General features: G+C 62.4%; 18 protein-coding genes and 1 pseudogene. 5 read left to right on the top strand and 14 right to left on the bottom strand.

Going from position 1 to position 18697, the window contains the following annotated elements; genetic code table 11:
* Nucleotides 1-8: 8 nt before the first annotated feature.
* The 3 genes from G552_RS0103775 to G552_RS0103765 all read right to left on the bottom strand — a co-directional run bounded on the left by G552_RS0103775 (nt 9) and on the right by G552_RS0103765 (nt 2223).
* Nucleotides 9-473: a chemotaxis protein CheW gene (locus G552_RS0103775; protein WP_027881810.1), complete on the bottom strand. Its 465-nt coding sequence runs from the start codon at nt 471-473 to the stop codon at nt 9-11.
* A 24-nt stretch (nt 474-497) separates the two neighbouring features.
* The gene (locus tag G552_RS0103770; protein ID WP_027881809.1) at nt 498-854 is read right to left on the bottom strand and encodes a response regulator; all 357 of its coding nucleotides are present in this window, start codon (nt 852-854) and stop codon (nt 498-500) included.
* Nucleotides 855-957: 103 nt separating this feature from the next.
* Entirely contained in the window at nt 958-2223 is a 1266-nt protein-coding gene (locus tag G552_RS0103765; RefSeq protein WP_027881808.1) for a replication-associated recombination protein A, read from the bottom strand.
* A 122-nt stretch (nt 2224-2345) separates the two neighbouring features.
* On the opposite strand from G552_RS0103765, the gene G552_RS0103760 reads away from it, so the two are divergent.
* The gene (locus tag G552_RS0103760) at nt 2346-3056 is read left to right on the top strand and encodes a nucleotidyl cyclase domain-containing protein (RefSeq protein WP_245575102.1); all 711 of its coding nucleotides are present in this window, start codon (nt 2346-2348) and stop codon (nt 3054-3056) included.
* Here the strand turns inward: G552_RS0103760 and G552_RS0103755 are convergent.
* On the bottom strand, nt 3053-4168 hold the full coding sequence (locus tag G552_RS0103755) for an aminotransferase class V-fold PLP-dependent enzyme (RefSeq protein WP_027881806.1): 1116 nt from the start codon (nt 4166-4168) through the stop codon (nt 3053-3055). The two genes, G552_RS0103760 and G552_RS0103755, sit on opposite strands and share 4 nt — an antisense overlap.
* 221 nt (nt 4169-4389) lie before the next feature.
* On the opposite strand from G552_RS0103755, the gene dnaJ reads away from it, so the two are divergent.
* Entirely contained in the window at nt 4390-5466 is a 1077-nt protein-coding gene (gene dnaJ, locus G552_RS0103750; protein ID WP_027881805.1) for a molecular chaperone DnaJ, read from the top strand.
* A gap of 5 nt (nt 5467-5471) precedes the next feature.
* Here dnaJ and G552_RS0103745 read toward each other — a convergent pair whose 3' ends face one another.
* The 8 genes from G552_RS0103745 to G552_RS14715 all read right to left on the bottom strand — a co-directional run bounded on the left by G552_RS0103745 (nt 5472) and on the right by G552_RS14715 (nt 14510).
* Nucleotides 5472-6989, bottom strand: coding sequence for a CoA-acylating methylmalonate-semialdehyde dehydrogenase (locus tag G552_RS0103745; protein WP_027881804.1), 1518 nt, complete (start codon nt 6987-6989; stop codon nt 5472-5474).
* Between the two features lie 77 nt (nt 6990-7066).
* The gene (locus G552_RS0103740; RefSeq protein ID WP_027881803.1) at nt 7067-8035 is read right to left on the bottom strand and encodes a zinc-dependent alcohol dehydrogenase; all 969 of its coding nucleotides are present in this window, start codon (nt 8033-8035) and stop codon (nt 7067-7069) included.
* Nucleotides 8036-8043: 8 nt separating this feature from the next.
* Nucleotides 8044-8799 (bottom strand): SDR family NAD(P)-dependent oxidoreductase, encoded by a 756-nt coding sequence (locus tag G552_RS0103735; RefSeq protein ID WP_027881802.1) that lies wholly within the window; start codon nt 8797-8799, stop codon nt 8044-8046.
* Between the two features lie 3 nt (nt 8800-8802).
* The gene (locus tag G552_RS0103730) at nt 8803-9819 is read right to left on the bottom strand and encodes a zinc-dependent alcohol dehydrogenase family protein (RefSeq protein WP_027881801.1); all 1017 of its coding nucleotides are present in this window, start codon (nt 9817-9819) and stop codon (nt 8803-8805) included.
* Nucleotides 9820-9830: 11 nt separating this feature from the next.
* Complete coding sequence (locus G552_RS0103725) at nt 9831-10649, bottom strand: carbohydrate ABC transporter permease (RefSeq protein WP_027881800.1); 819 nt, start codon at nt 10647-10649, stop codon at nt 9831-9833.
* Complete coding sequence (locus G552_RS0103720; protein ID WP_245575101.1) at nt 10646-11464, bottom strand: carbohydrate ABC transporter permease; 819 nt, start codon at nt 11462-11464, stop codon at nt 10646-10648. Before G552_RS0103720 ends, G552_RS0103725 begins: the two co-directional genes overlap by 4 nt.
* A 141-nt stretch (nt 11465-11605) precedes the next feature.
* A complete protein-coding gene (locus G552_RS0103715) occupies nt 11606-12910 on the bottom strand; it encodes an ABC transporter substrate-binding protein (RefSeq protein WP_027881798.1) in 1305 nt (434 codons plus the stop codon).
* A 22-nt stretch (nt 12911-12932) separates the two neighbouring features.
* Nucleotides 12933-14510: a ribulokinase gene (locus G552_RS14715; protein WP_036270212.1), complete on the bottom strand. Its 1578-nt coding sequence runs from the start codon at nt 14508-14510 to the stop codon at nt 12933-12935.
* 166 nt (nt 14511-14676) lie between these two features.
* Between G552_RS14715 and G552_RS0103705 the strand changes: the two genes are divergently transcribed.
* Genes G552_RS0103705 through G552_RS0103695 form a run of 3 tightly spaced genes read left to right on the top strand, consistent with a single transcriptional unit; the run spans nt 14677 to nt 17758 of the window.
* Nucleotides 14677-15690: a LacI family DNA-binding transcriptional regulator gene (locus G552_RS0103705; protein ID WP_027881797.1), complete on the top strand. Its 1014-nt coding sequence runs from the start codon at nt 14677-14679 to the stop codon at nt 15688-15690.
* Between the two features lie 17 nt (nt 15691-15707).
* Nucleotides 15708-16694, top strand: a complete 987-nt coding sequence (gene plsX, locus G552_RS0103700) for a phosphate acyltransferase PlsX (protein ID WP_027881796.1) — start codon at nt 15708-15710, stop codon at nt 16692-16694.
* Nucleotides 16695-16702: 8 nt separating this feature from the next.
* Nucleotides 16703-17758 (top strand): mechanosensitive ion channel family protein, encoded by a 1056-nt coding sequence (locus G552_RS0103695; protein WP_027881795.1) that lies wholly within the window; start codon nt 16703-16705, stop codon nt 17756-17758.
* Here G552_RS0103695 and mobA read toward each other — a convergent pair.
* Complete coding sequence (gene mobA, locus G552_RS0103690) at nt 17755-18306, bottom strand: molybdenum cofactor guanylyltransferase (RefSeq protein WP_027881794.1); 552 nt, start codon at nt 18304-18306, stop codon at nt 17755-17757. The two genes, G552_RS0103695 and mobA, sit on opposite strands and share 4 nt — an antisense overlap.
* Before the next feature lie 62 nt (nt 18307-18368).
* Nucleotides 18369-18697 (bottom strand): annotated as a pseudogene (locus G552_RS0103685) (IS701 family transposase); the annotation flags it as partial.

Genomic DNA, 18697 nt, shown 5'->3' with positions numbered 1-18697 from the left:
TTGCTCCTTTAGGCTTGTGACCCTGTAAGGCCAGGTGTAGGGGCAGACAGGGCGGGGGACATCTGGGCGGAGAGATGGGCCAGTAAGCGCCCCACCTCGAGGACCTGGATGGGCTGGCGGCCATCCTCGAGGACGGCGCTGAACAGGGGGTGGGTGCTGGGGAGAACCCTGGCCCCCAGCGGGGTGTGCAGCCCCACCACCTCGTCGATCGGAAAGGCCAGGGGCTGCCCTTCGACCTCGAGCAACGCCGCCAACCCCGAACTTGCTGGGGTCATCTGTAGAACCTGGCTGAGGTCAACCAGGGGCACAATCTGGCCTTGGTTGCTCAAAAGCCCCAGCAGCAGCGGGGGGGCCAGCGGAACGGGGGTGGGCTGGTTCACCTCCAATACCTCCTTAAAGGCTTTGGGCTCCACCCCGAGCAAGGCACTGCCCAGGCGCAGCACCCAGATTCTGCCTACGGTTGTGTTGGGCATGCTGCACCCCCAGGCCACCGTCGGCTAGAGCAGCTCCTGCACCGCTTGGCGTAAGGCCTCGGGGGTGTAGGGCTTGGTAAGGTAGCCGTTGGCCCCCTGGCGCTTACCCCACTCAATGTCGGTAGGCTCCCCTTTGGAGCTGATGACCAGCACCGGGATGTGCTTGGTGGCCTCGTTGCGCCGTAGCGAGCGCAACACCTCGTAGCCGTTGCGACCTGGCATGACCACGTCCAAAAGCACCAGGTCGGGTTTTTCCGCCTCGATGCGCTGTTCTACGTTTTCGCTGCCCTGGTAGAGCACCACCTGGTGGTAAGGCGCAAGGGTTTGTTCGATCAGCTTTAAATCGGCTAGTGAGTCGTCTACGGCTAGAAGTTTGGCCATGTGTTCCTCCAAGGTTGCGGCGGCGGGATAGCTCCCGCCATGTAAGGGTATGTTACGCAAGACGTTACGCAACCCCTGTGACGAATGAACGAACCCAGGGTCTCTAAGCGTTACGTGGATTTTTGGCTTTCGAGGCGAAGTGCTCGCGTAGGGCTTGTAGCCGCTGGCGCACCCGCTGTTCCCAGCCTTCCCCGGTGGCTTCGTAGAGGGTCAGACCCTCGAGTATTTCGGGCAGATAGGGCTGGGCGAAGCTGCCCTCGGGGTCGTCATGGTAGTAGGCGTAGCCCCGCCCGTAGCCAAGCTGCTGCAACAGAGCGGTGGGGGCGTTGCGGATGTGCAGCGGAATGGGGGCATCGGGGTACTGACGGGCCGCGTTCTGGGCATTTTTCCAGGCTACATAGCTGCTGTTGGACTTGGGGGCTAGGGCCAGGTAAATGACCAGCTCAGCCAGGGCCAGCTCGCCCTCGGGGCTGCCCAGAAGTTCGTAGGCTGCCTTGGCCGCTATGGCTAAACGTAAGGCGCCTGGGTCGGCCAGGCCCACGTCCTCCACGGCCATGCGGGTCAGGCGGCGGGCCAGGTACAAAGGGTCGGCCCCGCCCTCCACCAGACGGGCGAAGTAGTAAAGCGCGGCATCGACGTGGTTGCCACGCACCGATTTGTGCAGGGCAGAGACCAGGTCGTAGAAGTGCTCGCCTTCCTTATCGAAGGCCAGAATGCTGTGCCCCAAGGCTTCCTTGGCTGTGGCTAGGGTAACCTGACCCTCGCCCAGGCTGGTGGCTAGCTCGAGGGCCAACAAGGCCCGGCGTGCATCGCCCAAGGCAGCTTGGGCCAAAAGGTTTAGGGCCTCGGGGTCGGCCTGGGCTTTCAACCCCTCGGGGTGGGCTAGGGCCCGCTCCAGCACCTTGCGGATGGCCTCTTCGTCCAGCGGTTTGAGTATGTACACCCGGGCTCGGGAGCGCAACGCAGGGTTGATCTCGAAGCTGGGGTTCTCGGTGGTGGCCCCAATCAGGGTCAGGAGACCCGACTCTAGGTGGGGCAACAGTGCGTCCTGCTGCGACTTGTTGAAGCGGTGAATCTCGTCTAGGAAAAGCACCAGGCCACTTTGGGTTTGGGCCCCGGCCACGGCTTCCTTGATTTCCTTGACCCCGGCACTGACGGCAGAGAGGGCCACCATTGCCTGGCCCACCCCCTGAGCCAGCAGGCGGGCCAGGATGGTCTTGCCGCTGCCTGGGGGCCCCCACAGGATAAAGGAGGACAGGCGGCGGGCCTCGAGCATCCGCCGCAAGGGTTTTCCTGGCCCGGTCAGATGCTCCTGTCCTACGACCTCGTCCAACGTTTTGGGGCGTATGCGTTCAGCCAGCGGCACTATGTTCACAGCATAACTCTACCAGCAGGAGGAGGCCCTGACCACGGGCTATCGGTACTTTCGCCCCCGAAACGACTGTGGGGGCTACCTACCGACCCAGGCCCTTAGCTTTTATGCTAGGGATTATGGGGTTGTCCTTGTTGCCCTGGGGGTTTGTCCTTTTGGGCCTGCTGCCACTATGGCTCTTCCCGCGAAAGGAGAGCCTCTATCCCGGTGTGGTGTTTTTGCTGGCGGCTTTGCTCTTGGCTGCGGCAGCCAGCCTGTATGCCAGAGCCCCTTTAGGCCCCCGGGTGCGCTTTTTCTGGGTGTTGGGGTTGGGTCTTTTGGGTTGCATGGTGGCCGTAGCGGCTAGTCGCGACCTGGCCCAGGTGCCCGAGGACGTGGCGGTGGTGGCCTCGCTGGCGGGTCTTATGGGGACGGGAGCACTGCTGCTGGGCTTGCTTTTTTGGCAGGAAGTGCCGGGCCTACCGCTGGGCCCCTCAAAGACCGGGGTGCTGCCCCGGGCTATGCTAGAAGGCCTGGCCCCTAGCCTCGAGGTTCTTTCCAGAGCACGTCCCATCACCCTTTTATTGCTCCATGCCCCCACCGACCTATCGGGAAGCGAGCTACTGCCCTTTTTGCGCCCCTCCGATATGGTCTTTGCCTTGGCACCGGATCGCTTTCTGGTGGTGTTGCAGGGGAGCAGCCCCGAGGGGGCCCAGGTGGTCTTCCGCCGTATCCGGCAGGGCCTACCCATCCAGGCCTATGGGGTTATGCCCCTGCAAGGGGGCAGCCTAAAGCAGGCCCTGAGGCAGCTCGAGGCCGAGCTCGAGCACTTCTACCTAACCCAACCCTAAAATGCCACCAACCCGACCCGCTCCTCGAAGGCCTGTTCTAGGCCACCCTTGCCCAGTACCTCGCCCAAAGCTTTGAAGAAAGCCCGGTAGTGCTCGACCCGTGCGCTTTCTCCCATCAGGCCCAAGCGCAGCACCTGGCCTGCGGTCGGGCCGATGCCCCCAGCTACCGAGACCCCCCGGGCGTAGAGGCCCTTACGAATCTCGGCCTCGTGCCAGCCTTGGGGTGGGCGAACCACCAGCACTGTGGGTAGGCGCGCACCCGCAGCGGCATAGGGCCTAAAGCCCAGCTCCTCTAAAAGCGAGAGTACTGCGGCGTAAAGGCTCTCGGCCCGTTTTTGCCGCTTTTCCAGGCCTTCTTCCAGGGCCAGCTCGAGGGCTTCCTCTAAAGCGTAGTGCAGCAAGACCGGTGAGGTGCAGAAGTAGCCCTCCTGCTCCCAGTACACCGCCACCCGCGAGAGGTCGGAGTACCAGCCGCGCACCTGTCCTAAGCACTCCCGCCCGCGCTGGGAAAGGGCAAAGGGGGCCAGCCCGGGGGGAGCAGAAAGGCATTTTTGGCTGCCGGTGAAGGCATAGTCGATGCCCAGTTTCTGCATCGAGAGGGGCATCATGCCCGCGGTGGTTACCGCATCCAGCATGAACAGGGCTCCGTGGGCCTGTACCAAAGCGGCAATCTCTTCTACCGGGTTGAGCACCCCGGTGCTGGTTTCGCCATGTACCAGAGCGACCAGTTTATAGGGGCGGTGGTTCAACTCCTCGGCTACTGCCTGAGGGTCAATGGGCTGCCCCGGCTCGGAACGCAGCACCTTGTAGTTGAAGCGGTAGGCGTGGGCAATCTCCACCATGCGCTCGCCAAAGGTGCCGCTGACCAAGAGCAAGACCGCGTCGCCCTCGTCGGCCAGGTTGTGCAGGCCCGCCTCCATGCCCAGGCTACCCGAGCCCGGCAGTGCGGCCAGCAAAGCCCCCTCGCCGGGGTCAAACAGGCGGTTTAGATGGGCGCGGATGCGTCGGTTGGTGGCCAGTACCTCGGGATCGAGGTGGCCCCGCATCTCTTTGCCCAGGGCTTTTTGCACTCGAGGGTGGAGAGGGGTAGGGCCAGGGGTTAGGAGCACCATGGGGATTCCTCCAAACAAAAAAGGCTCCCTGCTGGGAAACCCGCACGGCCTCTTCCGAAGAAGAGCGCCGTTACTGGGTAGCTCGAGCAGAGAGCCGCATCTGCCCTGAATATACAGGGGTATATACGCTTTGTCAAAGCGGGCCGATCCGTAGGTTTCGCAAAGCGTCCTGGTGTTCTATCACACCTGAAAAATACCTAAGCCTGCTAGACTAAACTTCGATGAACGACTACTACGCCATCCTGGGTGTAGACCGAAACGCCAGCGCCGAGGAGATCAAGCGGGCCTACCGCAAACTGGCCCTGCGCTACCACCCCGACAAAAACCCTGGGGACAAGGCCGCCGAGGAGAAATTCAAGCAGATCAATGAAGCCTATGCCGTGCTTTCCGACCCCGAGAAGCGGGCCCACTACGACCGTTACGGCACCGCTACGCCAGGGGGGGGTGCGGGAGGTAGCAATTTTGGCGATATTTTCGACCTGTTTGAACAGGTGTTTGGCTTTCGCTCCCCTGGGAGTGGGGCCGGGCGAGCCCCCCGGGGGGAGGACCTGGAAGCCACAGTGGAGATGGAGCTGGTCGAGGTGCTACACGGCGCCGAGAAGGAGCTGGTGTATGAGCGCTTGGTGCCCTGCGCAGACTGTCAGGGGCAGGGGGGGCGACGCCAGACCTGCCGGGCTTGCGGCGGGCGGGGGGTGGTGGAGCAGATTCAACGCACCTTTTTCGGCAACATGGTGGCCCAGGCCTCCTGTGGGGTCTGCCGGGGCCGGGGCTACACCCTGGCCGAAACCTGCCCAACCTGCAAGGGCCAGGGCCGGGTACGGCGGCAGGAGCACCTTCGGGTACACCTCCCCGCGGGGATAGACGAAAACCAGTTGTTGCGGGTCTCGGGGATGGGCAATCTGGGGCCGGGGGGGGCAGGTGACCTCTTTGTGCGGCCCCGCATCCGCCCTCATCCCCATCTGCAGCGGGATGGGGCCAACCTGATCTACGAACTCAGGCTGGGCCTGGCCCAGGCTGCCCTGGGGGCCAAGGTTACGGTTCCGGGTCTGGAGGGGGATCTCGAGCTCAGCATCCCCCCTGGTACCCGCGAGGGTGAGGTATTCGAGCTGGAGAACCAGGGGCTGCCCCTCCCGGGCAGCCCACGCCGGGGCAAGCTCCAGGTGGTGACCCGCCTCGAGGTTCCCCAGAATCTTCCTCCCCGGGCTCGAGACCTACTGCGCCAGTACGCCCAGGAGATGGGGGAGGAGGTAGCCCCGGAGGGCTTTTGGGAAAAGGTGAAGCGGGTGTTCAGGGGATAGGTCGCTCAGCGCACCTGAGGAAAGCCTAAATCCACCTTGCTGGTACTGGGGTCGGGCCAGCGGCTGGTGACCACCTTGGCCCGGGTGTAAAACTGCACCCCTTCCGGGCCGTACATGTGCAAGTCGCCGAACAAACTGGCCTTCCAGCCGCCAAAGCTGTAGTAGGCCACCGGCACCGGTATAGGCACGTTGATGCCCACCATGCCGGCTTCCACCTCGAACTGGAACTGCCGGGCTGCACCGCCATCGCGGGTGAAGATGGCGGTGCCGTTGCCGTAGGGGTGCTCGTTGACCAGGCGCACCGCTTCCTCGTAGGTTTTGACCCGGGTCACGCCCAGCACCGGCCCGAAAATCTCGTCGTTGTAGCACCGCATGCCGGGTTTGACATGGTCTAGCAAGCTGGGCGCTAGGAAGAAGCCTTCGCGCTGGCTGATGGGGTCTTGTCGCCCGTCCACCACCACTGTAGCCCCTTCCTTGGGGGCATTTTCGATGTAGGAGGCCACCCGATCGCGGTGCTCGCGGGTGATCAGGGGGCCCATCTCCACGCCTTCCTCCAGCCCCGGCCCTACCTTGATTCTGGGCAGGCGCTGCTGGATGGCCTCGATAAGGGCTTCGGCGGTGGCATCGCCCACGACCACTACCTGGGAAATGGCCATGCAGCGCTCGCCGGCTGAGCCATAAGCTGCACTCACAGCGGCATCAGCAGCCATCTCGATGTCGGCGTCGGGTAGCACGATCATATGGTTCTTGGCCCCACCCAAGGCCTGCACCCGCTTACCGTTTTTGCTGCCGGTCTCGTAGATGTATTTGGCGATAGGGGTGCTACCCACAAAGCTTACCGCCTTGATATCGGGGTGCTCGAGCAGCCGGTCTACCGCGACTTTGTCGCCCTGCACCACGTTGAACACCCCATCGGGTAGGCCCGCCTGCTGCAATAGCTCAGCCAGGAACAGGCTAGGGGAGGGGTCTTTTTCCGAGGGCTTCAGCACAAAGGTGTTGCCACAGGCGATGGCGTTGGCAAACATCCACATGGGCACCATGGCCGGGAAGTTGAAGGGGGTGATACCGGCCACCACGCCCAAGGGCTGGCGAATCTGGTAGACATCCACCCCGCGGCTGGCCTGCTCGGAGTAGCTCCCCTTTAGGAGGTGGGGAATGCCGGTGGCAAACTCCACGTTTTCTAGGCCACGGGCCACCTCGCCCAGGGCGTCGGCCAGGGTCTTGCCATGCTCTAAGACGATTAGCTCGGCCAGCTTGCGGCGGTTCTGATCGAGCAGCTCGCGGAATTTGAACATGATCTCGGCCCGGCGGGAGAGGGGCACCTGCCGCCAGCCCTTAAAGGCTTCCTTAGCCACCGCCACGGCGTTATCCACCTCTTCTACCGAGGCGAAGTCCACTGTGGCCTGCTGCTTTCCGGTGGCAGGGTTCCAAACCACCCCGCTGCGTCCGGAGCGGCCCTCGACCGGCTGGCCTCCAATCCAGTGGGCGATGCGTTTGAGGGTTACCTGGGGTTCTTTGAGCATACCTGCCTCCTTGGCTTGGCTTCATGGTAGGCGCAAAGCCCCCTGGGCCGCAATGGACAATCTGTCCAAAGGGAAGGTCAGCCCAGCAGGAGTACCTTTAGAGCTTGATCGCGCTGCTGGGCGGTTTTGAAAGCCTCTGCAACCTGTTCAAGGGCAAAGCGATGGGTAACGAGCGAGGTCACATCTACCTTTTGCTGGGCCAGAAGGCGTAGGGCTTCGCAGTAGTCGTGATAGGTATACATTAGACTGCCCTTAAGGCCCAGCTCCCAGTCCTGGATGAGGCCAGCGCTGATGCAGGTGGGCTGGCCATATACCCCTACCACTACGATTTGGGCGCCCTTGCAGGCGCTCTTAATGGCAGCCTCGAGGGCTCTCTCATGCCCCACGCACTCGAAGAGCACCTCATAGCGATCGGCTGCCTGGGGCTGGGCGGCCAGTCCCAAAGCCTCTGCCCGGGCCCGACGGGTGGGGGATGGCTCTATCAAGCTCACTTCGGTGGCTCCGTACACCTGGGCTACCTGAGCCACCAGAAGGCCGATAGGGCCTGCCCCCAGTACTGCCACCCGGCGGCCGGCTACCGAGGTTAGAGTTACTGCATGAACCGCTACCGCTAGCGGTTCGACTAGGGCTCCGGCCTCCGGGCTTAGTCCTGGGGGTAGGCGGTGCAGGTTGCGCACTGGGCTCACGAATCGTTCGGCCATGGCCCCCGCGGCCTGGAAGCCCATCACCTTTAGGTTTTCGCAGATGTTATACCGGCCGCTGCGGCAGGCGTTGCAGCACCCACAGGTGAGGGAAGGCTCGAGGGCCACCCGAGCACCCAGCCATTCCGCCTCCACGCCTGGCCCCAGGGCCACCACCTCGGCGGCCACCTCGTGACCGGGGTAGACCGGATAGCGCACAAAGGGGTGCTGCCCCTCGAGGACGTGGAGGTCGGAGCCGCAGATGCCTACGGCCAGGGGGCGGAGCAGAACCTCTCCAGGGCCGGGGATGGGTTCAACGGCATCAGCCCAAATCACCTGGTGGGGCTCAGGTATCACCGTTTGCATCGCGCCTCCTACCAAATGGTGTAGCCCCCGTCCACCACCAGCTCGCTCCCCGTGAGGTAGCTGCTGGCCTCCGAGGCCAGAAAAAGCGCACAGGCTGCCACTTCTTCCGGTTCGCCCAGCCGGCCCAAGGGGGTCAGACCCAGCCAGTCCTGCCGCCACTCCGGGGTTTGTAAGCCTCGCTTGGTCATCTTGGTGCCGATGTAGCCGGGTGAGATGGCGTTGACCCGCACCCCAAAGGGGGCCCATTCGGCTGCTAGAGAGCGGGTCAGGTGAACTACTGCCGCCTTAGAGGCGTTGTAGGCGGCCTGGGGTTGGGGCCGGTTCACAATTCGCCCCGACATCGAAGCGATGTTGATGATACTACCCTGTTGGCGGGCCGCCATGCCCCGGCCAAAAGCCCGACTGCACCAAAATACTCCGTGCACGTTAACGTTGAAGACCTGCAACCATTCCTCGTCGGGGGTTTCCAAAGCTGGAGTATTGCGGCAAATTCCGGCATTGTTGACCAGGATATCCACCGGGCCTAAGGTCTGGGCTAGGGCTTCGACCTGGCTCGAGTGGGTCACGTCTAGGGAGTGGTATTCAGCCTGGAGCCCCTGGGCTTGGAGATGCTCGGCGCTTTTTTGGCCCTGGGGGTCAAGGTCAGCAATGACCACCCGGGCCCCAGCTTCGGCCAGGGCAGTGGCGATGGCCAGACCAATTCCTCGGGCACCACCAGTCACCACTGCGGTTTGGCCGTTCAGTTTAAACTTGTCTAACACCATAACCTACTCCGGGGTAATCAGCACCTTGAGGGATCGGGCCATGCCCGGTTGCTCTTTGTAGGCCAGGGCCTGCGCTAGTTCCTCGAGGGGCAGGCGGTGGCTGATCAGGGGTTGTACCTGTATGCGTCGGCTTTGCAGCCATTCCAGGGCCAGGGGTAGGGTGCCGTTCAGAGAAAAGCTGCCGATAATCGAGAGGTCGCGCTGGAAGATGTCGTAGGGGCTGAAGGATACGCGGGCCTCCTCAGGGGCCACCCCAAAGATCAGTAGCTTTCCTCCCACTGCGGCGTAGTGGGGCATCTGGGCTACCACGCTGGGTACACCGGTGGCCTCGGCCACAATGTCGAAGCCGTGGGGCGCCAGATCGCGCAGATGACCTTCCAGCTCGGGGCCGCTTTGTACGGTAGCCTGAGCTCCAAGCTGCTGGGCCAACGCCAGCCGTTCGGCCACCGGGTCCACCACCACCACCCGGCTAGCCCCACTGATCAGCAGGGCTTGCATCAATAGAAGGCCAATGGGCCCGGCCCCGAAGAGCAGGGCCTGGCTGCCGGGTTCGGGGCGCAGGCGCAAAAGCCCCCAGGCCACACAGCCTAAAGGCTCGGCAAAGGCAGCTTCTTCCATGCTAAGGCCCTGCACGGGATAGACATTGCTGGCAGGGGCAATCACATATTGAGCAAAACCGCCGGCCTGGGTAACCCCCAGGGCCTGGAAGGCCAGGCAGTGCTGACGCTGGCCCCGGCGGCAGGCCCAGCACTGGCCACAGGCAATTACCGGGTCGAGGGCCACCAGCTGGCCTTCCTCGAGGCCCCGTACGCCCGGCCCTACCTCGTCGATGATTCCTGCGATTTCGTGGCCAGGTACCAAAGGTAGCCGGGCGTGGAAGTGACCCTCAAAAAGGTGTAGGTCGGTACCGCAAACCCCGGTGGCCCCTACCCGAACCCGCACTTCCAGGGGGCCCGGGTGGGGGGTAGGGAGTTCGCGAACCTCGAGGTTTCGGGGTTGGGTAATCAGAGCAGCGCGCATGGGTATCCTTGTCACTTAATGGCCCCAAAGGTCAGCCCTCGCACCAACTGGCGCTGGGCCAGCCAGCCCATCACCATCACTGGTAGTACGGCGATCATCGATGCTGCCGACATTTTCGCCCAGAACAAGCCCTCCGCTGTTTTGAAGGAGGCCACATAGACCGAGAGAGGCGAGGCCTGGGCTGAGGTCAGGTTAAGGCTCCAGAAAGCCTCGTTCCAGGCCAGAATGATGCTGAGCAAGGCAGCGGAGGCGATGGCTGGCAGCGAGACCGGGAGCAAGACCTGCAAGAGTTCTTGCCGGGTACTGGCACCGTCCACTCGTGCAGCTTCCATAATCTCGTGGGGCACCTCCCGGAAGTAGGCATAAAGCGTCCAGATGACCACCGGCAGATTCATCACCGCGTACATCAGGGCCAAAGCCCAGATGTTATCCAACCAGCGTAGGTCGCGGAAGATCAGATACACCGGGATCACCACCCCTACAGGGGGCATCATCTTGGTGCTGATAATCCACAATAAGGTGCCCTGAGTTCGGCGGGTGGGGTAGAAGGCCATGGCATAGGCCGCCGGTACAGCCAGCAGCAAAGCTAGGAAGGTGGAACCCAGTGCCGAGATCAAGGAGTTGATGACATGGAGGCCATAGTCGCTGCGGGTCAGAGCTTCTTGGATGCTTTCCAGGGTTGGGGTGAAGAAAAGCCGTGGGGGAATGGCAATGGCTTCACCCTCGCTTTTGAAGCCGGTTAGAAACAGCCAGAAGATGGGGAAGAACATTATGCCGGCAGCCAGGTAAGCCAGCAGGCTGAGTTCCCAACGCAGGCGCTGGCTGGTCATGTGCGCCCTCCTTGCAGGTTACGCCCAATCATACGTAGCACAAAGATAGCTACGATGTTGGCCAGAATGACCGCGAAAACGGCCCCTGCTGCTGCAGCGCCGATGCGATACTCACCGAAAGCCTTGAGGTAGATCAGGTAGGGCAGGGTAGTGGTAGCTAGACCCGGCCCGCCTGAGGTGGAAGCGTAGATTTCGGCAAAGATGGTCAGCAGAAAGATGGTTTCCAGCATCACCACTACCGAGAGAGTCTGGGCCAGGTGAGGCACGATGATGTAGCGGAACTCCTGCCATGGGTTGGCGCCATCAATCTTGGCAGCCTCGAGCTGCTCCTTGGAAAGCGACTGTAACCCGGTCAGGATGAGCAGTAGGGCAAAAGGGGTCCACTGCCAGGCCACCATGATCACGATGGACTGCATGGGGTAGGCGGCCAGCCAGTCGATGGGTTCTTGCCCTAGGCTTTGAGCAATCCAGGCGAAGATGCCATGCACCGGATGCATCAGCATGTTCTTCCAGATGAGTGCCGAGACCACCGGCATCACGAAGAAGGGCGAGATGATCAGGGTGCGGGCTAGAGAGCGGCCAGGAAAGTCCTGGTAAAAGAGCACTGCCAGCAGGAGGCCCAGCACCACCGTTATCAGCAGTACCGAGCCCACCAGCACCAAAGTGTTGAGGATGGCTGTCCAAAAGACTGGGTCGCTCAGCAAAGAGGCGAAGTTCGTCAGACCGACAAAGCCTTGGCGTTCGGGGTTGAGCAGGTTGAAGCGGCGTAGAGAAAAATAAATGGTTAGGGCAAAGGGAATCTGAGTCCACAACACCAGCACGGTTATAGCTGGTGCCAGAAGCCAGAAGGTGTTGGGACGAAGAGTGCTGCGGCGACCTTGATTTAGAGCATGTATTTGCACCATGGTAAAGCCTTCGAGAGGGGGCCGGGGGACACCCCGGCCCCTTTGCGCTACCTAGCGGAGGTATCCCGCATCGCGCATGATCCGCTCTACTGCGGCCTGGGCTCGAGCTAGCCCAGCATCCACACTCGCCCGGCCCGCTACGATCCCAGCAATCTCCTGGCCCACACGGGTTCCAATGGCCTGGAACTCAGGGATGGAGACGTACTGGATTCCCGTATAAGGCACAGGCTTGAGGGTAGGCTGGTTAGGATTGGCTTGGCTGATCAGGTTAAGCACTGTGCGGGCGAAAGGAGCTGCTTGCAGGTAGTTGGGGTTTTCGTAAGTGGAGCGGCGGGTGCCTGGAGGTGCTGAGACCCAGCCTTGGGTGCGCCCTACCAAGGCGATGTACTCCTTGGAGGTGGCCCAGGCTATGAAGGTTTTGGCTGCGTCAATCTTTTTGCTGGACTTGGGAATGGCCAGGGCCCAGGCCCACAGCCAGTGGGAGCCTCGAGGGGTAACGGCCACCGGAGGCCGGGCATAGCCAATTTTGCCAGCCACCTTGGAGGTGCGGGGGTTTTCCAAGAAACCGGCGGCCACCGTGGCGTCGATCCACATAGCACACTTGCCTTCAGACATCAGGGTTAGGTTCTCGGTGAAGCCGTTGCCCGTCACCCCCGGAGGGCCATAGCGCGTGACCAGCTCTACATAGCGCTGGATGGCCTGTTTCCACTCTGGGCTGGTGAACTGGGGCCGCCAGTTCTCGTCGAACCAGCGCCCTCCGTAGGTGTTAACCAGGGTGCCGATGAAAGCCATGTTCTCACCCCAGCCGGGCAGGCCCCGCAGGCAGATGCCATAAAACCCTTGGCGGGGGTTGTGCAGGGTACGGGCCCAGTTCAGTACCTGATCCCAACTTGGTTGGTTCGGCACCGTTATTCGGCGTTGCTCGAAGATGTCCTTGCGGTAGTAGAAGATAGAACTTTCCGCGTAGAAGGGCAGGGCAAAGAGTTTCCCCTGGTAGGAAAGAGCATCGCGCACCGACTTCAAGACATCGTTGAGATCGTAGGATTCCGGCAGGTCGGTCAACTCTACCAGCCAGCCGTTCTTACCCCACATGGGCGTTTCGTAGGTGCCGATGGTCAGAATGTCGTAGGAGCCTGCGTTGGTGGCGATGTCGGTGGTTACCTTTTGCCGCAGCTCGTTTTCCGGCAGGATCACCCAGTTGACCTTAATGCCCGGATTGGCTTTTTCGAACTCCGGGGTCAGCTTTTGCATGGTGATCATGTCGGGGTTGTTAACGGTGGCAATGGTAATGGTGGTTTGGGCCAGGGCCAGCGAGGCCAGCAAGGTGCTTCCTATCAGCAAGGTTTTGAAGCGCATAGGTACCTCCTTAGGGAAGTGCTTAGGGCCGAGGTGCCGAAGCGTTTTGTGTAGGATGATCACCTCCTTCTTGCGAACGACCGAAATAGTCGACCAGCTCGAGGTATTCAGCGTAGGAAGCTTCATAGGGCCAGCCTCGAGGTTCAAAAATGCGTAGGGCTGGGGCTGGAGGCAGCTCGAAGTTGGCAGCCCGTGCACCGTACAGGGCGGCTCCCCGGGCCGAGGCCTGGGGCGTGGTGGCTACCTCTACGACCGAGCCCAGCACGTCGGCGTAGAGCTGCACAATAGCCTCTACTCGGCTCAGCCCCCCGGTAAGCACTACCCGGGGCAGGGGGCCGGTAGCCTTTTCCAGGGTCTCCCGCACCAGCCGGGTGCCCATGGCGCTGGCCTCCACCAGGGCCTGGTAAAGACGGGGAGGGTCGGTGGCCAGGTCGAGACCCTTGACCATCCCTTTGAGGCGGGCGTTCATCAGGGGTGTGCGGCAGCCGTTCCACCAGTCCAGCACCACCAGTCCGGAGGGTCCTGCTTGCTGCTTCAGGGCGTGGTTTAAGCGTGTAAAAAGGGGAGCCTCGTCGCTGCTGCTAGCCCAGGCTAAGGTGCGCACCCACCAAGCCAGCATGTCGCCACTGGCGGGCTGACCACACTCGTAACCGAAAAAGCCAGGCCATATACCGTCAGGTACCACCCCGGCTACCCCGGCCACGGGTACGGCCTGAGAGCTCAGGGTCAGGTGGCAGCTCGAGGTACCCAGGATAGCCACCATCGCTCCGGGCTCCACCACCCCTACACCCGGCAGAGCGGCATGGGCATCGATAACCGCGGTACTCACCGGTAAGCCGGGTCTTAGGCCGCAGGCCTGGGCCCACCGAGAAGTAAGCCCCCCGGCCTGATAGCCTACTGGCCGGGGAGGAGCCAGGCGGTTTAGCCAACCCTCGAGGCCCGGGCAAAGGGCTCGGAGTGCCTCGGGTGAAGGATAGCCTTCAGGCTGCCTGTGGGCCTTGTAGCCAGCTTGGCAGGCTGAGCGAACCTCATTGCCGGTAAGCTGCCAGACCAGCCAGTCTCCAACCTCAATCCAGCGGCTGGTGGCTTCCCAGACTGATGGGGCTTGTTCCAGCACCTCCCAGGCCTTAGCTAGCGACCATTCCGCGCTGGTTTTTCCCCCGTACATGCGTAGAAAGCCAGGCTGGGCCTGGTTGATGGCTTGGGCATAGGGCTCTGCAGCGTGGTGCTTCCAGAGCTTTAGGTAGGCGTGCGGTTCTTCGCGAAAAGCTTCCTTCAGGGCCAGAGGGGTGCCTTCCCCATCGGTGGGCAAGGGGCTAGAAGCGGTGGTATCTAACCCCAGGGCTACTACCTCGCCGGTATGTTTCCGTGCGGCTTGGGCCATCTGGGTCAACAAGATTTGGGTAACCTCGAGGTAGTCGGCAGGGTGGTGTAGCGCCCATGCTGGGGGTAGGGGTTTTCCCGAGGGCAGACAACGGCTGAGCACCCCATGGGGGTAGGGGGCCACGGCGACCTCGAGTTCCCGGCCCGTTTCCAGTTCGAGCAGCAAGGCCCGGGCCGACTCCGTGCCGTAGTCTAGTCCAATCGCTAGAGGTTTCATGGTGAAATACGCTCCCCAAGGTAATGGTCACGTGACCATATATCGCCCTAACAACCGAATCGACTCACGAACCTGTTGTGGTGGCGTACAGCTTTATGGTCTCGTGTCCATAAATCTACGGGTACCCCCCTGGCCTTGTCAAGTCCCTTCTTGTTACAATAGTCACGTGGCCAATATCCTCGACGTTGCTAAAAAAGCGGGGGTGGCCCCCACCACTGCCAAAAGGGCCATCCACGAGCCCCACCGGCTGGCTCCAGAAACCCTGGCCCGGGTACGCAAAGCCATCGAGGAACTGGGATATGAGCCGGATCAGGTGGCCGGGAGCTTGCGCCGAGGCCGTACCCGCACCCTAGGGCTGATGGTGGGTAACATCATCGAGCCTTTTTTCGCGGCCCTTATTCGTAGTGTTTCTATTGCTGCTCGTACCCGTGGTTATGCTCTGATGATTGCCGACAACGAGTATGACTCGAGCCTCGAGCTGCAAAACCTCAAAACCTTCAGCGGCCAGCGAGTCAGCGGTCTGATTTTGCGCTCGGCCTTCGGTAAGCCCAACCTCGAGTACCTCGAGCGCATGCACAAGCGGGGTACCTATATCCTGGAGATCGACCACCGCCATCCCCAAAGTCCCTTTAGCTACGTCATGCTGGATGGCCGACAGTGCGTTTTTGCTGGGGTTTCGTACCTCTATAGCTTGGGCCACCGCCGCATAGCCACCTTGGGCGATTACGACCCTGTGCTCACCCCCGATGAGCGCTCTCAGGTCTTCCCTGAAGCTATGCAGGCGGTGGGGCTAAGCCCCGACCCTCGCTACCAGCGGGTCATAGAACGCAGTGAGGTGGCGGCTTATCACCTGACGCTGGATCTTATGCGCCTGCCCGAGCCACCCACAGCCCTGTTTTCCCTTACCGGAAGCGAAGCCGCCGGAGCCTTTCGCGCCTTGCGGGAACTGGGTTTGCGCATCCCCACGGATGTCTCGCTGCTTACTTTCGACAACTACTCCTGGACCAGTCTGGTAACCCCACCCCTCGACGTGATCGAACAACCCGTTGAGGAGATGGGCAAAGCTGCGGTGGAAATTGTGCTGGATGCGATAGAAAACCGCACCCTGGACAAAGTGGTGCGCAAACGCTTTCCGGGTCGGCTCATCCGACGGGGAAGTTGTGCGCCTCCAAAGGAGTAGGGATACAATACCCCCGCATGAAACCTATTGCCCTAGACGCCATGGGGGGCGACCGAGCCCCCAAGGTTACGGTAGAAGGCGCTTTACAAGCCCATAGGCAAGGGATTCCCGTAGTGCTGGTGGGCCCTACCGACCTGCTAAAGCCGGAGCTAACGGCCCAAGGGGGCTGGCTACCCATTGTGGAAGCCCCCGAGTACATCACCATGCAGGATCATGCTACCGATGTGCGCAAGAAGCGCCGAGCCTCCATCAACGTGTGTATGGAGTTGGTCAAGCAGGGGCAGGCCTCGGCAGCGGTATCCATGGGCCATACCGGGGCTACTCTGGCCGCGGCCCTATTTCATCTGGGGCGCATCCAGGGGGTAGATCGGCCTACCTTGCTCATCGAGCTGCCTAGCGAGAAGGGCCGCACCTACCTGGCCGACGGCGGGGCTAACGTGGACTGTAAGCCGCACTGGTTGGTGCAGTTTGCGGTAATGGCCACCGCCTATGCCCAAGCTCAGGGCCTCGAGCACCCCAGCGTGGGGCTGCTCTCCATTGGGGAGGAGGAGGAGAAGGGCAACGAGCTAACCCTGCAGACCTTCCCTTTGCTGAAAAACGCTCCCGGGATTCGCTTTTACGGCAACGTGGAAGGGCGGGATATCTTCCGCGGCACCACCGATATTGTGATTACCGATGGCTACACCGGCAACGTGGTGCTCAAGCTGGCCGAGGGGGAGGCCCGCACCCTTCTCCAGTGGGTGCGCGAAGCCCTAACCCATGGCTCTTGGCTGACCCGGCTGGGGGCCTTGCTGGTGCGGGGTGCCTTGCAGGGTTTGCGGGCGCGGGTGGATCCTGCGGAGTATGGGGCGATGCCCCTACTGGGGGTAGAGGGGCCGGTCTTTATCGGGCACGGCTCGGCGGATGCCCGGGCGGTGTATAGTGCCCTGCGTAAGGCCAAAAGCGCGGTGGAGGCAGGCTTGGTGGAACGGGTACGCGCAGGGATGGCCCGCTTGGCAGAGTAGGGGGCATTATGGAGACCTCGAGCCTTTCCCTTCAGCTTCTAACCAGCCTGGGCCTGCTCCTCTTGGGTTTCTGGCTGGGGCGGGCGGGGGCCGCCCTCTTGGGCTGGCTGGGTCGGCTTACCCCCGAGGCCCGCGACGACCGCTACTGGCGCCTGGCCGGCTGGCTTTGGTGGGGCCTGATTGGCCTAGGGGTGTTTTCGCTGGGGGTGTTTGTCTGGCAGATGCCCCTCGAGCCCTTCTACCCCTGGGGCCAGCGGCTGTATGGCTGGCTGGGGGAGCGGGGCCTGGCCGTGCTGCTCATCCTGGGGGCTACGGTGTTTTTCTACCGCTTGGTACCCCGGCTGTTGCAACGCCTGCCAGCGGGCACCTCGCAGGAGTTCACCCGCGAACAGGTGCGGGCCCAAACCCTGAAGAGCGTGCTGGAGTCGGTGTTGCGGGTGCTGATTGTGGCTTTAGGGGTGCTGCTGGTGCTTTCCAATTTGGGCCTCAACGTCACCGCCCTGCTGGCCGGGGCAGGGGTAGTAGGGCTAGGCATCTCGCTGGCTGCGCAAAACCTGATCCGCGACGTGATCAACGGCTTTTTCATCCTCCTGGAAGACCAGTATGGGGTGGGCGACGTGATTACTGTGGGCCAGCTTTCCGGGGGGGTGGAGCGCTTCAACCTGCGCGTCACCGTTTTGCGCGACCTCGAGGGCCGGGTGCACTTCATCCCCAACTCCACCATCCAGCAGGTCACGGTGATGAGCCGTGACTGGGCCCGGGCGGTGGTGGATGTGTCCATTGCCTACGAGGCTCCGGTGGATCGGGCCTTAGAGGTGGTGCGCGAGGAGGTGCAGGCCTTCTACCAAGACCCTGATTGGCACGACAAATTCACCGAGAACCCCCCCGAGGTGCTGGGGGTGCAGCAGCTCGCCGACTCAGGGATAGTCATCCGGGTGCTCTTGAATGCCAAGCCCAAGGAGCAGTGGGCCATCGGGCGGGAGTTTCGCCGCCGCATTAAGCTGCGGCTGGATGCCGAGGGCATCCCCATTCCCTACCCCACCCGGCGGGTCATCCAGGGTTAGGGTAGGTCTTGGGGGCGGTTGGCGTTGAGGAAAAGCTGGGGGCCAAAGCGCGCCTCCAGCTCGTCTTTAGGCACCGTCACGTGGGGGACGCTTCGCAGCAGGGCTTGCAGTCCCAGCTGGCCAGCCTCGAGGCGCCAGGCTACCTCGGCCTCGAGGGACTTGTGGTATAGCCCTCCCAAGGGCTCGAGGAAGCCCTCCGAGGCGGCTATTACGGCCTGGGCTTCCGGTAGGATTCGCTTTAGGATGTAGCACCAGTAGTCCTGTTGCAAGAAGGGCTGGTCGCAAGCGGCCACGGCCACCCATTCGCAGCGGGCACGGGCTAGGGCGGTGTGTAAGCCCGAGAGGGTATCGCCGCCGGGGCGCAGGTCGGGGTAGATGGGCACGGCTACAGGGTAGGCTTGGTTGGCCACCACGAAGCGCTCGGAAGCCTGCTCCAGGCCCTCCAGAACCCACTGCAGCAGAGGGCGGCCCCGGTAGCAGTAGCGGGCCTTGTCCTGACCAAAGCGCCGCGACTGCCCTCCGGCCAGCACCGCGCCACTCCACTCCATGCCCATTAGGATACACGGCTTTTCCTGGGGATGGGAAAAAGCCATTTTCATCTGGTTAGGACTTACGCAGTTGGCTGAAGGATGTGGAGGGGATGGGCGAGATAACTTCGTATTGCCTCGCGAACAATGGACGCCTTGGCCTCGTACCAGCTCACCCCCCTGCGCAGCCGGTAGACCTCCAGCCGGAGGAAGGCCCGCAAAGCCAGGAGGAGGTGCCGCAGGATGGAGACCGCCTTCCTCACCTGGGCCCGCTCCCCCCCACAGCACTGCTTGAGCCCCCGATGGTACACTTCGATCCCCCATCCTTGCCGCTCTAACTCCGCCCGCTTCTCTTCGCTCATCCCCAGATGGTTCGTGGCCCAGTACTCCGCCTCCCCGTCCTTGGAGAGCG

This window comes from Meiothermus rufus DSM 22234 (assembly GCF_000423425.1).
GTDB classification, from domain to species: Bacteria; Deinococcota; Deinococci; order Deinococcales; family Thermaceae; genus Meiothermus; species Meiothermus rufus.
Note: the sequence above shows the minus strand (reverse complement) of the source record. Positions and strands in the feature narration are given on the sequence as shown.

Bases quoted from the DNA above. Each gene is read 5' to 3' on its own strand.
- G552_RS0103770 (WP_027881809.1), bottom strand. From the start codon at position 854: ATGGCCAAACTTCTAGCCGTAGACGACTCACTAGCCGATTTAAAGCTG.
- G552_RS0103755 (WP_027881806.1), bottom strand. From the start codon at position 4,168: ATGGTGCTCCTAACCCCTGGCCCTACCCCTCTCCACCCTCGAGTGCAA.
- mobA (WP_027881794.1), bottom strand. From the start codon at position 18,306: ATGGAGTGGAGTGGCGCGGTGCTGGCCGGAGGGCAGTCGCGGCGCTTT.
- G552_RS0103760 (WP_245575102.1), top strand. From the start codon at position 2,346: ATGGGGTTGTCCTTGTTGCCCTGGGGGTTTGTCCTTTTGGGCCTGCTG.
- G552_RS0103725 (WP_027881800.1), bottom strand. From the start codon at position 10,649: ATGACCAGCCAGCGCCTGCGTTGGGAACTCAGCCTGCTGGCTTACCTG.
- G552_RS0103730 (WP_027881801.1), bottom strand. From the start codon at position 9,819: ATGCGCGCTGCTCTGATTACCCAACCCCGAAACCTCGAGGTTCGCGAA.
- G552_RS0103745 (WP_027881804.1), bottom strand. From the start codon at position 6,989: ATGCTCAAAGAACCCCAGGTAACCCTCAAACGCATCGCCCACTGGATT.
- G552_RS14715 (WP_036270212.1), bottom strand. From the start codon at position 14,510: ATGAAACCTCTAGCGATTGGACTAGACTACGGCACGGAGTCGGCCCGG.
- G552_RS0103735 (WP_027881802.1), bottom strand. From the start codon at position 8,799: ATGGTGTTAGACAAGTTTAAACTGAACGGCCAAACCGCAGTGGTGACT.
- G552_RS0103740 (WP_027881803.1), bottom strand. From the start codon at position 8,035: ATGCAAACGGTGATACCTGAGCCCCACCAGGTGATTTGGGCTGATGCC.
- G552_RS0103715 (WP_027881798.1), bottom strand. From the start codon at position 12,910: ATGCGCTTCAAAACCTTGCTGATAGGAAGCACCTTGCTGGCCTCGCTG.
- dnaJ (WP_027881805.1), top strand. From the start codon at position 4,390: ATGAACGACTACTACGCCATCCTGGGTGTAGACCGAAACGCCAGCGCC.
- plsX (WP_027881796.1), top strand. From the start codon at position 15,708: ATGAAACCTATTGCCCTAGACGCCATGGGGGGCGACCGAGCCCCCAAG.
- G552_RS0103775 (WP_027881810.1), bottom strand. From the start codon at position 473: ATGCCCAACACAACCGTAGGCAGAATCTGGGTGCTGCGCCTGGGCAGT.
- G552_RS0103695 (WP_027881795.1), top strand. From the start codon at position 16,703: ATGGAGACCTCGAGCCTTTCCCTTCAGCTTCTAACCAGCCTGGGCCTG.